At 73.5% G+C, this 14,046-nt stretch carries 11 protein-coding genes; 4 read left to right on the forward strand and 7 right to left on the reverse strand.

What is annotated here, in order from left to right; genetic code table 11:
• Positions 1–110 precede the first annotated feature (110 nt).
• The 3 genes from ABZU91_RS22565 to ABZU91_RS22575 are packed head-to-tail and all read right to left on the reverse strand — an operon-like array spanning position 111 to position 2,718.
• Positions 111–680 (reverse strand): GerMN domain-containing protein, encoded by a 570-nt coding sequence (locus tag ABZU91_RS22565; protein ID WP_355243697.1) that lies wholly within the window; start codon positions 678–680, stop codon positions 111–113.
• The gene (locus tag ABZU91_RS22570) at positions 677–2,032 is read right to left on the reverse strand and encodes a HAMP domain-containing sensor histidine kinase (RefSeq protein ID WP_355243700.1); all 1,356 of its coding nucleotides are present in this window, start codon (positions 2,030–2,032) and stop codon (positions 677–679) included. Before ABZU91_RS22570 ends, ABZU91_RS22565 begins: the two co-directional genes overlap by 4 nt.
• Positions 2,029–2,718 (reverse strand): response regulator transcription factor, encoded by a 690-nt coding sequence (locus tag ABZU91_RS22575; protein WP_355243703.1) that lies wholly within the window; start codon positions 2,716–2,718, stop codon positions 2,029–2,031. The genes ABZU91_RS22570 and ABZU91_RS22575 overlap by 4 nt, the downstream gene beginning before the upstream one ends.
• Before the next feature lie 150 nt (positions 2,719–2,868).
• Between ABZU91_RS22575 and ABZU91_RS22580 the strand changes: the two genes are divergently transcribed.
• Both ABZU91_RS22580 and ABZU91_RS22585 read left to right on the forward strand, forming a co-directional pair.
• Positions 2,869–3,033 (forward strand): hypothetical protein, encoded by a 165-nt coding sequence (locus ABZU91_RS22580; RefSeq protein WP_355243706.1) that lies wholly within the window; start codon positions 2,869–2,871, stop codon positions 3,031–3,033.
• 55 nt (positions 3,034–3,088) lie between these two features.
• Positions 3,089–3,694, forward strand: a complete 606-nt coding sequence (locus ABZU91_RS22585; protein WP_355243709.1) for an STAS domain-containing protein — start codon at positions 3,089–3,091, stop codon at positions 3,692–3,694.
• Between the two features lie 75 nt (positions 3,695–3,769).
• Here ABZU91_RS22585 and ABZU91_RS22590 read toward each other — a convergent pair whose 3' ends face one another.
• The 3 genes from ABZU91_RS22590 to ABZU91_RS22600 all read right to left on the reverse strand — a co-directional run bounded on the left by ABZU91_RS22590 (position 3,770) and on the right by ABZU91_RS22600 (position 6,057).
• On the reverse strand, positions 3,770–4,030 hold the full coding sequence (locus ABZU91_RS22590; RefSeq protein WP_355243712.1) for a superoxide dismutase: 261 nt from the start codon (positions 4,028–4,030) through the stop codon (positions 3,770–3,772).
• 6 nt (positions 4,031–4,036) lie between these two features.
• Complete coding sequence (locus ABZU91_RS22595) at positions 4,037–4,651, reverse strand: superoxide dismutase (protein WP_355243714.1); 615 nt, start codon at positions 4,649–4,651, stop codon at positions 4,037–4,039.
• A 95-nt stretch (positions 4,652–4,746) separates the two neighbouring features.
• Complete coding sequence (locus tag ABZU91_RS22600) at positions 4,747–6,057, reverse strand: hypothetical protein (RefSeq protein ID WP_355243717.1); 1,311 nt, start codon at positions 6,055–6,057, stop codon at positions 4,747–4,749.
• Positions 6,058–6,239: 182 nt separating this feature from the next.
• On the opposite strand from ABZU91_RS22600, the gene ABZU91_RS22605 reads away from it, so the two are divergent.
• Together ABZU91_RS22605 and mycP are read left to right on the forward strand one after the other, a co-directional pair.
• Positions 6,240–8,678 carry a hypothetical protein gene (locus tag ABZU91_RS22605; RefSeq protein WP_355243720.1) on the forward strand — a complete coding sequence of 813 codons (2,439 nt, stop codon included), beginning with the start codon at positions 6,240–6,242 and terminating at the stop codon, positions 8,676–8,678.
• A 21-nt stretch (positions 8,679–8,699) separates the two neighbouring features.
• Positions 8,700–9,938, forward strand: a complete 1,239-nt coding sequence (gene mycP, locus ABZU91_RS22610; protein ID WP_355243723.1) for a type VII secretion-associated serine protease mycosin — start codon at positions 8,700–8,702, stop codon at positions 9,936–9,938.
• Positions 9,939–9,972: 34 nt separating this feature from the next.
• Here the strand turns inward: mycP and eccCa are convergent, their stop codons facing one another.
• The gene (gene eccCa / locus ABZU91_RS22615) at positions 9,973–13,914 is read right to left on the reverse strand and encodes a type VII secretion protein EccCa (protein ID WP_355243726.1); all 3,942 of its coding nucleotides are present in this window, start codon (positions 13,912–13,914) and stop codon (positions 9,973–9,975) included.
• Positions 13,915–14,046: the final 132 nt, after the last annotated feature.

Consider the following 14,046-nt stretch of genomic DNA (forward strand, 5'->3'; position numbering starts at 1 on the left):
CGAGGGTCTCCGTCGATTGGACGATCAGCCGGCGGGCTGATACCCACGGACCTGTCCGGTCGAAACGACATCCGGCGATCAATCTCGGACGGCTTCGTGAGCGGAACGGCTCACTGTGGAGCGATGAGGGGGGCGTAGTCGGCACGACTGAGCGGCTGCGCGGACAGCAGCCCGTCGGCGCGGGGCACTCCCAGCGGCCGTCGGTCGCGCAGGAACGTCACCGTGGTGACGTCGTGGCGACTGGTGAGGGTGCAGACGATCTGCCCGAAGGCGAGGACCTCGTCGCTGCGCCCGGCGTCGTCACCAGGCTCGTCGACGACGACCCGGGCCTGGAAGGCGCTCACCGTCGCTCCGACCGCGGTGACCGCCCCCGGCAGGGCGCTGGTGAGGTCGGTGTCGCGCTCGGGCGCGGTGGGGCCGGCGAACAGGTGCCGCAGGTGCTCCTCGATGGTGGGTGGACGGTCGACGCTCCGCAGCACCGGGACGATCCGGTTGTCGCGGACGAGGCAGAGGGTCTCCGTGGCGGGACCGGCCGGTGCGGAGTCGGCGGAGGCGGTGTCGGCGGTGGTCGGGAACGGTCCGCGCGGCGGTGGCACCGGGCGGGGCGCGTCGTCGGCGGGGATGCCGCAGCCGGCCAGCAGCGCGACGAGCGCCAACCCGGGCAGGTGCCGACGACTCATGCCAGGCTGTCCGGCAGGGTGACGCGGAAGCGGGCGCCTCCGCCGGGGTGGTCGGTGACGGTGACGTTCCCGCCGTGCGCGGTGGCGTGCTGGGCGACCAGGGCGAGACCGAGGCCGGTGCCGTCGCCCGCGCCACGGGTGTGGGCGGCACGTCCCCGCACGAAGCGGTCGAAGATCGCCTCCCGGTCCTCGACGGGTACGCCGGGGCCGTCGTCCTCGACCTCGACGACGGCGGCGCTGCCGTCGCGGTCGAGCAGGACGGACGTCGGGCCGCCCCCGTACGTCACGGCGTTGTCCAGCAGGTTCGCCAGGACCTGGGCGACGCGCCGACGCTCGACCCGCCACATCGGGGGAACTCCCGGCGCGAGGCGCACGATCGACGCCGGCAGGTCCAGGGCGGCACAGGCGGCGCGGGCCAGGGCCACCACGTCCACCGGCGCGCGATGCGCGGGCTGATCGCTGCGGGCCAGGTCGATCAGGTCGTTGACGAGCCGCTGGAAGCGGTCGATCTCGTCGGCGACCAACCCCGCCGCCATCGCCGTCCGCTCGTCCTGGTGCTCCCGACGACGAGCCAGCACGCTCGCCGCGGCGGCGAGCGTCTGCAGCGGCGAGCGCAGTTCGTGGCTGACGTCGGCGGCGAAGCGGCGGTCCCGCTCGATGCGGTGGGCGAGCCGGTCGACCATCTGGTTGAACGAGGAGGACAACCGGGTCAGATCGGGGTCGGTGGCCGGGTCCAGACGGGCCGTGAAGTCACCGGCGGCGATCTTCTCCGCCGCGTCGGCCACCGCCGTCAGCGGGCGCAGCCCGTGCCGGGTCGCGTGCCAACCGAGCGCGGCCCCGGACCCGGCGATCATGATCGCCACGGTGGTCAGCGCGAGCGCCAGGACCTGGAACGTCTGCTCCAACTCGCGCAGGGAGTTGACCTCGAAGTACGCCGCCGTCGCGGACAGCGGCACGCCGACCACGAGGACGGACTGACCGTCCACCCGTACCCGCTGCACCGCCGGCTGCCCGGACGCCACGACGCGCCGCAGGTCACGGGGAATGGCGGTGGTGGGGCCGGGGTCGGCCGTGCGGGCGTACCACTCGCCGTTGAGGTGCAGCACCGGCCGTCGTCCACCACCGGTGTCCAGTGACCGGAGCACCTCCACGACGTCGGGGGTGTCGGTGTCGATCCCGGCGCGTACGACGGTCGCGTCGAAGTAGGCGGCGCGCAGGGCGGTGCGTTCCCGCTCGCCGATCAGGGAGCGGCGGGTGAGCTCGTAGGAGACCAGGGCCATCGAGGCGGCGAGCAGCAGCGCGCCGACCGCGAAGGCGGCGGTGACCCGGGTACGCAGTCCGAGGCGTCTCATCGCTGCAACTTGTAGCCCATACCCCGCAGGGTGACCAGGTGGCGAGGGGTCGCCGGATCGGGCTCGATCTTCTGCCGCAACCGGCCCACGTGCACGTCGACAAGCCGCTCGTCGCCGATGTCGTAGCCCCAGACCCGTTGCAGCAACTGCTGACGTGACAGCACCCGACCGGCGTGCTCGGCAAGCTCGCACAGCAGCCGGAACTCCGTACGGGTCACCGCGACCGGCCGGCCGTCACGACGCACCTCGCCCGCGTCGGGACTGATCTCCAAATCGCCGAACGCCAGCACGGGCACCGGCTCCACCGCCGGTCCCCCGACGACGGCGCGAGCGCGGCGGCGCAGCGCCCGCAGCCGCGCGGTCAGTTCCTTGATCGCGACCGGTTTGACGAGGTAGTCGTCCGCACCGGCCTCCAAGGCGGCGACGATGTCGTGGGTGTCGTCCCGGGCACTGACCACCACGATCGGCACGTCGTCGTCGCGGCGGAGCTGGCGGATGCACTCGAAACCGTCGAGGCCGGGCAGCATCAGGTCGACGAGCACGTAGTCGGCGGGGTCACGGCGCTGCGCGCGCAACCCCTCCTCGGCGGTGGCCGCGCCCACCGCGTCGTACCCCTCGTCCTGTAGGGCGAGCAAGAGCGCCAGGCGGATGCGGTCGTCGTCCTCGATCACCAGTACGGCCGTCATAACCGCATCATCCCCAGGCCACGACGACACGGCCAATCGCGTCCGCCGGCCTGCGGATTTGTCACCCAACTGTCATAGATCCGCGCGACGCCCGCCACGCCGGACAGGCACGGTGGCAGGCGACCAGAGCCACCGGAGAGGGGTACGACAGTGACGGGACCGCTCAGATCTCCGTCGTACGCGCTGCCGCTGGTGGAGGTCTGCATCACCCAACTGGACCTGAGCTGCCTGACCGAGAGCGGGACGGCGTTCGACCGACTGCTGGCGTTGCGTCCCGAGCGGGTGGTCGTCGGGCCGACGTCGCCGCGACCGTGAGCCCCGTTGGCCGCCCCGGCCGGCCCGACTCATCCGGACAGGAAGGACCAGCAGCATGACCGTCGTCCCGGACGACAACCTGATGACACTCATCTGTGACACCTGCGGCGACAGCCTCACCGCCACCGCCTGCGTACTCCCCGACGCCGAGGTCGTCTGGACGCTCGTCGCCGAGCACGGGTGGAGCGGCTCCCCGTTCGCCACCGGCCCGCACCGCTGCCCGCACTGCAGTCTGCTCCCGCCCTCGCGCCCCGGGCAGGCCCCGATCGAGGGCCACGGTCCCGGCGGGATCCTCGGCATCGACCACCTGGATGACGCCACGGTCGTCACGGCCAGCGGAGACATCGACCTCGCCACGGGCGACGCGCTGCGTGCCGCGCTACGGGAGGCGGGCGACGCGGGAGCACCCGTGCTGGTCGACCTGAGCCGTGTTCGCGCCATCGACTCCACCGGGCTCGGCCTGCTGGTGCGCGCCCACCTCGACGCCCGCGAGCGGGGGCTCACGCTCTGCCTCGCCGCGCCGTCGCGGTTCGTCCGGACCGTCCTGCACACGATGCGCCTGGACGGGGTCTTCCCGATCTTCGACAGCCGCGAGGACGCCCTCGACCGGATGGCCCGACCGGCGCTGTCCGCGGCGGCCGCGCCCAGAGCTGGGGCGTAGGCGTTCTCCCGGAACGGCGCTGCGCGGGCCGCGGCGTTCGCCGGGTCCCGTCGGTGGACGGGACCCGGCGGACGGTCAGGCCGGTGGCGACTGCGCGGTGTCGGCCAAGAGCAGCGATAGCTCGCGGACCAGGTCGTCCATCGACTGGCCGCTCTGCGCTTTGACCAGGCCGAGCGCCAGGTCCGCCAGCAGATAGAAGCCGAGGGTACGGGCCTGCTCGGAGCCGAACGCCGACATCAACGCCTCCGCGCCAGCGAGGTCACCGCGATGCTTCGCGGCGATGACCCCGGCAGCGCGCTGCACGATCTCGGCCGCCTCGGGGGTGTACCCACTCACGCCGGGTCAGATCTTCGGAGTGGCGGCGCGGGCAGCGTCGAAACGCGAGATCACGTCGGTCCAGTTCACCAGGTTCCACAGCCGGTCCACGTAGTCCGGACGCACGTTGCGGTACTGCAGGTAGTACGCGTGCTCCCAAGCATCGAACACCAGGATCGGAGTGGAACCCTGCCCGACGTTGCCGTGGTGGTCGTAGACCTGCTCCACGATCAACCGCTGACTCAGCGGCTCCCACGCCAGCACACCCCACCCGGAGCCCTGCACGCCCTTCGTCGCCGCGGACAACTGGCCGGCGAACCCCTCGAAGGAACCGAAGTGCTCGTCGATCGCCGCCGCCAACTCACCGTCCGGGCGGTCACCGCCGTCCGGGGACAGGTTGTTCCAGAAGATCGAGTGCAACACGTGCCCGGACAGGTTGAACGCGAACGTCTTCTCCAACCCCACCAGCGTCGCGTAGTCACCCTTGTCGCGGGCCTCGGCGAGCCGGTCGAGCCCGTCGTTGGCGCCCTTGACGTACGCGGCGTGGTGCTTGTCGTGATGTAGCTCCAGGATCTCGCCGGACATCGCGGGCTCAAGTGCACCGTAGTCGTAGGGCAGGTCAGGCAGGTTGTACACGGGCATGAGAAAGGTCCTCTCGCTGCTGCCTAGTTATGGCTATTGCCATTATCTTGCAACAAGGAGGCGATCACCGCCCAGGGGACGTCACGACGTGGCGGTCACCAGCGGCAGCGACGCCGGCACGGATAGCCGCCGCCGGGGCCACCCGGCGGGCCGAAGCGGGTGGGTGCCGTCGTCACGGCCGGCGGCGGGGCCGCCGTGGTCGCGGGCGCCTGCGCCGTGGTGGCCGCTGGCTTGGCCGGGCTCGTGGCGGCTCGGGTGGCAGGCGGTGCGGCCTTCGTCGGAGCCGGCGTCCGGGCCGACGGCGACGCGGACGCCGGAGACGAGGACGGCGACGGGGACGGCAGAGGCGCGGACGGCTTCGCCAGCCGGGTGTCGAGCCGGTAGTAGTCGGTGTACGCGGCGACGGTCTGCAGGTGCGCCCGCGTCATCGCGTCCGGCACGCCGCCGGCCCGGCGTACCGTGTCGACACCCGCGTGCCACGCAGCGACAGCCAGCAAGTAGGGGTCGCCGGGAAGCCCGGACAGCTCGCGGACCAGGCGGCACAGCACGTCGCCCAGCACCGGCACGGCCACCTGCGGGTCCCACACCGAGGCGCCCTTGGGGGCGTTGTCCTGCCACACGTCCTCGGAGAAGCCCGCAATCCCCAACTCACCGGACGGCCCGCGCTGCTCCGCGTTGAAGCTGGACAGCGCCATCAACTGCCCGGCGATTGCCGGGGCGCTCACCTCGGGGCAGCGGCTGCCCGCGGCGACCACGGCAGGGACCAACTCGTCCGGCAACGGCACCGCCGCGGGAGCCGACCCGGCGGCCAGGGACTGGGTCGACCCGGCGGACGCGAACTGCGGCAGGGTCTGGTAGTAGGCCGCGTACTTCCCCGACCGGTCGACGTAGTCGTTCGCCTTGCCGGGCACCCGGCCCGCCTTGCGGACCTCGGCGAGCCCGGACCGGAACGCCGCCAGCGCCAGCCGCCACGCGTCCCCGTCGACGCCGCTCGTGCGGAGCTCGCCGACGAGGTTGCACATCAGATGCGCCAACGCGAGCAGGGCCGCGCCGGTGTCCTCGCGCTGCGCACCGGGCCACGGCGCCCACCGACGCCACTGCTCGTCGGTGAGCCCGGCGATGCCGCGCCCGCCCGACTCCGTACGCGCGGCCGCCGGATCCAGTTCGGACTCCGCCATGAGCTGACCGGCGAGGCGGGCGGAGCTCACGGCCGGGCAGGCGTGACCCGCCCTGGACAGCGCGGTGAGCTGGTCCCCGGTGAGCGCACGGCCGGTGAGGGTGTCCTTGCCCGCGTACGCGAAGCTCCATCCGAGGCCGACCACCAGCACCAGCACGATCACCGCCGCGACGCCGACGATCAGGCCACGGCCTGTCCCGGTGATCCTCTGTAGCCCGAAGCCCCGCACCGTGTTCCACCCTCTCCCGGTAGCAGCCACGTACTAGCAACGTGGACGGGAACGCGCTCGTTCACTTCGACGGCGATCGACATCGAAGATTCTGCCCGGATGTTCCCGGCGTGAACCGGGCGGGGTGCCGAGCCCGTTGCAAGGACGTGACTGCGATCGGGTGGAGAAAGCGCCGACGGGACGTGCCCCTGCACGTCGAGTGGCACGGCGCGACCGCCGTCCTCTCGCACGTCGAGGACCAGCCGCTCGATCTGTGGCGGCTGCTGCGCGCCGGGGCGCCGCCCGACGTGCTGGTCGTGCCGTCGGAGCGCGCGCTACGCGAGCCGGACTGCGCCGCGTTGCTGCGTACCGTCGTGCAGGAGGCCGCGGACGTCGGCGGGGTGCGGCGTGTGTGGGTGGCGGCGGACCGCGTCGGCCGCCCCGACGGGGCGTACGCCCCGTGGTTGACCGACCTCGCGGCGCGCACCGGGGTGGAGTTGCTCGCGCCCGACGGGCCGGTCGTCGTCGTGCCGCGCGGCACCTGGTACGCCGCGGGCGGCACCGGGGCCTGGGGTTGGCGCTCGTTCGCCGGTGGCGGTGACTGCCCGGTCACCGCCAACCGATGCCCGACCCCGGCCTGGGAGCCGTGCCTGCCCGACCGACCGATGAACCTCGGGCGGCTGGTCGCCGACCCGGTCCCGGCCGGCCTGCTGCTGCGCTCGGCCACCTCCGCGCCGGCCGCCGCCGGGGACCCGGCATACCGCATCCCGGTCGACCCGCGCGGGCCGACGCTCGTGCTGCGGCACGTCGGCCGGCCGGTGGCCGAGGCCGCGGACGTGGCGTCGCTCTTCGCCGGACTGCCGGCACACTTTCCGGTACGGGTGGAGGCGGCGCTGCTGGACACGTCGGACGTGGTGCCCGAGCCGGCTTGGCTGGACGCGTTGGCCGCCCTGCTCGGCGATGCCCGGCCGCCGGAGCCGACTCCTGCCGAACCGATGCGGGACGGGCCGCCGGCGATCATGGAGGGTTGGCGTCGCACCGGGGACCGGCTCTACCGGCACCGGACGGTGGAGCGGCTGCTCGCCGAGGTGGTGCCCATGGGGGTGCTGCTGCGCCGCGACGGCGGGTACGCCTCGACGGACCTGGCGTTCGTCGACCCGGTCCAGGGACGCCTCGTGCTGGGTGGCGAGACCTCCCCGGGCATGCGGGAGGCGGTACGCCGGGTGTGGGACGGACCAGACGCTCCCCCGCCGCTGCACGAGCCGCCGGCACCCGCGCTGCGCACACGCCCTGCCTGGGCGACCGCCGAGGTCGTCACGCTGCCCCTTCTCCTGCCGACGGTGGGCCCGCAAGCGGAGCCGACGGAGACGAGGACACCCACCCACACCGAACGGGCTGCGCCGACACCGACCGCGCCGGCACCGGTCCCCTCACCACCGATCGTGGCGGCACCGACCGCCGTATCGGCCGCGCCGCCACCGGCCGCGCCGCTGCGGACGGCACCGCCGCCGGTAGCCGCGCCAGCGGTCGTCGTAACGCCACCGGTCGTCGTGCCAGCGGTCGTCGTGCCGCCACCGGTCACCCCGCCACCACCACCGGTTGATCCGCCAGCGCCACCGGTCGACCCGCCACCGCAGCTGGTCGCCGCGCCGACGGCCCCCGTCGAACCGCCAGAGCCACCGGTTGCCGCGCCGCCCGCTTCGCCCGCCGCGCGGTTCACGCACGGCACGTCCGCGCCGCCGCTGAGCGTCGCCGGTCTCGGGCCGATCCCGGCCATGCGCACGATCTCCGGCCCGGACGTCACCGAGGCACCTCCGGTCGAGGAGGTCCCACGCTGGCTCGCGGCGTCCGGTGCAGCGGTGGTCGACCGGCCCAGCACCGGGGAGGAGCAGGCCGCGCTGACCGCCGCCCTCGGGGTCGCCTACCACGACTCGATCACCCTGGTGAACGCGGCGCTCGCCGCGTGGCCCGCGCTGCGTCAGGCGGTCGCGCCCGCGGAGAAGTCGGACCTGGTCGCGGTCCGGGCGTTCCTGCGCACCTCGGCCGCCACGGTCAACGCCGCGCTGCGGACGGGGCAGGACGTCGACACCCCGGGCTTCCTGCCCTGTCTGGTCTCCGGGCTGCGGCGTCTGCCGCCGTACCGCCGGGCCGTGGTCGGTCAGGGGCGGGTGGGCGTACCCGCCCGGCGTCTCTACCCGGAGGGCACGACGCTCGTCGAACCGGCGTTCCGCAGCGTCAGCGCGTCCATGGACGTGTGTGCCGACGGCGCGGACGTCGACTTCGTGGTGCTGTCCCGGACCGCCCGGCAGATCGGGGTGCTGGCCGAGCAGAGCGATCTGGACGAGGCGGTGTTCCTGGCCGGTACGCGGTTCAAGGTCCTGGCGGTCAACGACGAGCCGGGTGGCGACCGGGGCGCGCTGCCCGGCGCCGCCGTGCTGCTGCGGGAGCTGCTTCCCAGCGACACCACCAGCGGACGCGGGCTCGACGACGACGACCGGGCGGCGCTGCGCCGGCTGCAACGGGCGCTGGACCGGCGGCGGTCCGCCACGCCCCGGATGGTCACCGACGTGGGCGCCGCGGACCGCCTCGCCGGGCCGCCGCTGGGCTTCGTCGAGCGGACCCTGACCGCGAACGTCTCCTGACCCGACAGAAGGTGACAACGGATGCGTCTCAGTCGGCTCGCCCTCGCCGTGACGGCGGGACTCGCGACCACTCTTCTCGGCGTCGGCCCGGTGTGGGCGGCGCCGGTCCTGCCGCCGCTGCGGACCGGGCAGTGCCTGCCGGCGCCGGCCACGTCGATTCCGGACATCCCGTGGCCGCAGCGGCACCTGACACCCGAACGGGCGTGGACGCTGACCGAGGGCGCCGGAGTCGTCGTCGCGGTCCTCGACTCCGGGGTGGACGCCCGTAGCCCGCAGCTCGCCCGACGCGTACTGCCGGGTGTCGACCTGACCCGGACGGGCGGGCGACGGGCCGATTCCGACTGCCTCGGCCACGGCACGTTCGTGGCGGGCATCATCGCGGCCGCGCCGGCGTCCGGCACGGGTTTCGTCGGCCTCGCGCCGAAGGTGCGGATCCTGCCGATCCGGATCACCGACCAGCCCGCCGGTGCGCCGGACGCCATCGCGACAGGCATCCGCACGGCCGTGGACCGGGGTGCGGACGTGGTCAACGTCTCGGCCGGCACCACGGTGCGTGATTCGGCGATGGAGGCGGCCGTCCGCTACGCCGAGCAGCGCAACGTCGTGGTGGTGGCGGCGGTCGGCAACCGGGGCGCCGGGGCGGGCGTACGCACCTACCCGGCGGCGCTGCCCGGAGTCCTCGCCGTCGGGGCGATGGACAGCAGCGGACGGCGGTCGGACGCGGCGTCGCCGAATGCGGGGGTGGCGCTGCTCGCGCCCGGTGCGGACGTCGTCAGCATCGGTCCACGAGGGGCCGGCCACTGGCAGGGCAGCGGGACCAGCTACGCGGCGCCGTTCGTCGCCGGGACCGCCGCGTTGGTACGTGCCTACCGTCCCGGGCTCAGCGCGGCGCAGATCCGCCACCGCCTCCAGGCGACCGCGGATCTGCCCGCCGCGGCGCTACCGGACGCGCAGTTCGGCTGGGGCGTGGTCAACCCGATGGCCGCGCTGGCGACGATGCTGCCCGAGGAGGGTACGGCGGGCTCGATCGCGGGCGAGGCGCGGCGGGCGACGGCACCGGACGTGACGGGCACCGCCGAGGTGGGACCGCTCCTGGCGACCGGCGTGGCGCTGGTGCTGCTGGTCGCCGCCGGGGGCGCGGTGCTGGCCGTCCTCGGCCCCGCCGGTCACCGCCGACGCTGGCGTCCGGCGCGTACGGCCGAGGTGTCCGAGCCGGACCCGGTCACCCCCGCGCCCGAGGTCGCCCCGCCGGTGCGGTGACCGCGCCCGGCGGGGCGACCCGGACGTCGGCGGCTCACTCGACGACCGGCGCCTGCACGAGACGGACGTTGCGACGGCGGTCGATGTACTGGGCGCGGCCGACCGGCAGCACGCGCGGCCGCACCGTGCCGAGGAAGCTGCCCTCCTCGCGTGGACAGGAGAACAGCATGGCCGAGGTGCCCAGCTCCCAGGCCCGCCGGACCACCTGGTCCATCATGGCCCGGGACGCGCCGGCGGTCCGCCGGGCCACGATCAGGTGCAGGCCGATGTCCGCGCCGTGCGGCAGCAGGGGCAGCAGGTGTTGCAGGGGCTTCTCGGCCTCGGCCAGCTCGTAGTCGTCCACCAGGATGAAGATCCGTCCGCCCGCCCACCAGTCCCGGGACGGCAGACGGCTCGGGATGATGTCCGGGCCGGGTACCCGCTCCTTGAGCAACCCGACCGCCTCCTGCAGGGCCGAGGCGAGCGAGCCCGCGCTGACCGAGTAGCCGATCTGGTGCTCCTGCGGAACCGCGTCGTACAGCTCGCGGCCGAAGTCGCCGAAGATGATCCGAGCCTCGTCGGCGGGGTGGTGCGCGACGATCGAGCGGGCCAGATGGCGTAGCAGTGTGGTCTTGCCGGTCTCGGCGTCACCGAAGATCAGCAGGTGCGGGCTGGCGTCGAAGTCGTGCCAGAGCGGTTCCAGTTTGACGTCGTCGAGCCCCAGGGCGACCTGGACGTCCGCGCTCGGGCGGGCGGCGGTGGGTGCGGGCAGCGCGGTGTCCGGCAGTCTGCTGGGCAGGAGTCGGACCTCCGGCGCGCGCGGGAGTGATCCGGCGGCCACCGCGTCGACCAGGTCGGCGACCGCGTCGGTCAGGTCCTCGGTGCCGCTGTCTCCGTCCACGCGGGGCAGCGCGCCGAGGAAGTGCAGGCGCTCCGGCACGATGCCCCGCCCGGGAATGGACGGTACGGTGGCGGCGAACTTGCTGTTGATCTCCGAGTCGATCGGGTCGCCGAGCCGTAGCTCGAACCGGGTGCCGAGAGCGTCCCGCAGCCAGGGCCGCATCTCCGCCCAGCGGCGGGCGGCGACGACGAGGTGGACGCCGAACCCCAGACCGCGCGCGGCGATGTCGGTGAGGCGGGGTTCCAACTCCTCGAAGTCCTGTCGGACGGAGAACCAGCCGTCGATGACGAGGAACACGTCGCCGTACGGGTCCTGGTCACGCAGGGAACCGGTGGCGCGGATCCGGCGGTAGCTCGCCATCGAGTCGACGTTGTATCGGCTGAACAGGTTCTCCCGCAGGACCAGCAGGTTGGACAGCTCCAGCACGGTGCGGGTGACCCGGTCGCGGTCCAACCGGTTCGCCACCGAGCCGACGTGCGGCAGGCCGCCGAGTGAGGCGAGGCTGCCGCCGCCGAAGTCGAGGCAGTAGACCTGCACGTCGTGCGGAGCGTGGGTGAGCGCGAGCGCGCAGATCAGCGTCCGCAGCAGGGTGCTCTTGCCGCTCTGCGGCCCGCCCACCACACCGATGTTGCCGCGTCCGCCGGACAGGTCGGCGAGGAGGAGTTCGCGGCGTTGCTGCGCGGGCAGGTCGAGCAGCCCGATCGGGACGGTGAGGGGTCGGTAGCCGCCGATCGGGCACAGCCCCCGTTCCGGGTCGTCCGTGAGCGGTGGCAGCAGCCGGTCCAGGCTGGCGGGCTCCCGCAGCGGTGGCAGCCACACCTGGTGCGCGGCGGGCCCGCGCCCCTGCAGGCGTCGCAGCAGCACCTCGGCGAGCATGGGCGGCTTCTCGCCGTCGGAGTCGTCGAGGCTCTGTGGCGGCGCCGCGATTGGCTCGACGTGCTCCACGCCGAAGGTGACCACACCGGTCCGCGTCGCACCCCGTTGGGTACGCCCGTTCCGCCGGTACGGGCCGGACGAGTAGGCGGCCTTGAACCGGGTCAGGGTCTGGATGTCCGAACGCAGGAACCCGTTGCCCGGGACGTTGGGCAGCTCGTACGCGTCCGGGACGCCGAGCACGCTGCGACTCTCCATGGCGGAGAAGGTCCGCAGACCGATCCGGTACGACAGGTGTGACTCGATCTGGTGGATGCGCCCCTCGTCGAGCCGTTGGCTGGCCAGCAGCAGGTGCACGCCGAGTGAACGCCCGAGCCGGCCGATCATCGCGAAGACCTCGATGAACTGCGGCTTGCCGGTGAGCAGTTCGCTGAACTCGTCGACCACGATCAGCAGGGCCGGCATCGGTTCCAGCGGCGCGCCCTCGCCGCGCGCCCGTTCGTAGTCCCGCCGGGAGGCGTAGTTCCCGGTGGCCCGCAGGTGCTCCTGCCGCCGGACCAGCTCACCGGTGAGCGCGTCGCGCATCCGGTCGACCAGTTCGAGCTCGTCGGCCAGGTTGGTGATCACCGCGGCGGTGTGGGGAAGTCGGTCGAAGCCGAGGAACGCGGCACCGCCCTTGAAGTCGACAAGGACGAGGTTGAGTTCGGCCGACGTGTGTCGGGTGGCGAGGGCGAGCACGAGCGTACGCAGCAGTTCGCTCTTGCCCGAGCCGGTGGCGCCGATGAGGACGCCGTGCGGGCCCATACCGTTCTCGGCGGACTCCTTGAGGTCCAACTCGATCGGGGCCCCCGTGGTGGAGATGCCGATCGGCACGCGCAGCCGTTGCGCGGCCGGGCGGTTGGCCCGGTACGCGTCCGGGTCGAAGGTGTGCAGGTCGGCGATGCCGAGCAGACCGGCCAGGTCGTAGTCGGTGGCCAGTGGTTCCTCGGCGTCGACGGCCTGGCCGATGCGCAGGCGGGAGATCCGGCGGGCGAGGGCGTCGACAGACGGCAGGCCGATGGTGTCGGGGCGGCACAGGCGGTTGCGCGACGGCTTGCCGAGGTGGTCGAACGTGACGAGATGCAGGTCGTCGGCTGTCACCTCGGCGAACAGGGTCTGCGGGCGGGACTGCCAGTCGAACGCCCCGGCGGTGTCCACGACGACCGCGTTGCGGTAGCCCTCCACAGCCAGCCGGTGCTCGCCGTGGATCACCGGGCCGTCGAGCACGACCACGACGAACGGTTCGGAGGCCGTGATCGGGGTGTCCGGCTCGAAGGCCGGACGGTCGGTGACCCCGAGCCCGGCGAGCACTGCGTCGAGCCCCGCCAGGTCGGCGACCACCAGGCGACCGGCACCGGCGCCGTCGGGGTCCTCGTCGTTCTGCGCGTGTGGCAGCCACTTCAGCCAGTCCCAGTCCCGCTCCCGGCCGGGCGCGGCGAGGCAGGCGACGACCAGGTCACCGGGCGCGTGCGCGACGGCGAGTTGGGCCAGCACGGCACGGGTGAGGCCGTGGACGGCCGCCGTGTCGCCGGTGAGCTGGAGGCGGGCGAATCCCCGGAGGTAGACGGCGACCGGCGCGTCGCGCAGGGTGGAGTAGGCGCGGATGAAGCGGCGCAGCGCGTGCGCGGCCATCGGTTCCAGCTCCTCGACGGGTTTGCTCTGCGGCGCGGTCAGGGTGGTCGTCGATCGGCGCGCTCCGATGCCGACCCGGACCTCGCCGAAGTCCTCGTGCGCGGTGCGGCGCTCCCACAGCCGGCGGCTCAACGCGTGTGACCAGAGCGCCCGTGGATCGGGGTGCTGCCAGCGTGCGGCGCTGTACTGGTCGACCAGGCTGGTGCGGGCGCTGCGCCGGATCTGGGTGAGGTAGCGCTGGTAGTCGCGGCGGTCACCGTGCATGCGTTCCTTGTGCTCGCTGGCCGCCCGGAAGAACGGCACCACGACGCCGGCCAGCACCGACACGGCCATCAGACCCATGCCGATGTACGCGAGCACGCCCGCGTCACGACGCACGAAGACGAGCATCATCGCCATCGAGGCGAGGCCCATCGGGATGTAGAGCCAGATCTGTCCCATGCCGCCCGCTGCCGGTTCCGGCACCGGCGGAGGGGGCTGAAGCTCGATCTCCCCGGGTGGCGCGACCGGGCCGGCGACGCGCGGACGGCGGACGAAGGGAACGGTGCCCACGTGCACTCCTGTCGTTCGTGGAGGTTTTCCCCCTACCTGCGACCGGCCGTGCGGCTGCGGGAGCGGAGTCCCGCTGTCGCCGCTAGCGTGACGGCCCTGATCTGGCGAGATCTGGTCGGCGTGGCAGCGGGC

The sequence above is a fragment of the Micromonospora sp. NPDC005174 genome, from assembly GCF_040608495.1.
Lineage (GTDB): Bacteria > Actinomycetota > Actinomycetes > Mycobacteriales > Micromonosporaceae > Micromonospora.

Coding starts and splice junctions, on each gene's coding strand:
- ABZU91_RS22595 (WP_355243714.1), bottom strand. CDS start 4,651: ATGCCCGTGTACAACCTGCCTGACCTGCCCTACGACTACGGTGCACTT.
- ABZU91_RS22565 (WP_355243697.1), bottom strand. CDS start 680: ATGAGTCGTCGGCACCTGCCCGGGTTGGCGCTCGTCGCGCTGCTGGCC.
- ABZU91_RS22585 (WP_355243709.1), top strand. CDS start 3,089: ATGACCGTCGTCCCGGACGACAACCTGATGACACTCATCTGTGACACC.
- mycP (WP_355243723.1), top strand. CDS start 8,700: ATGCGTCTCAGTCGGCTCGCCCTCGCCGTGACGGCGGGACTCGCGACC.
- ABZU91_RS22570 (WP_355243700.1), bottom strand. CDS start 2,032: ATGAGACGCCTCGGACTGCGTACCCGGGTCACCGCCGCCTTCGCGGTC.
- ABZU91_RS22575 (WP_355243703.1), bottom strand. CDS start 2,718: ATGACGGCCGTACTGGTGATCGAGGACGACGACCGCATCCGCCTGGCG.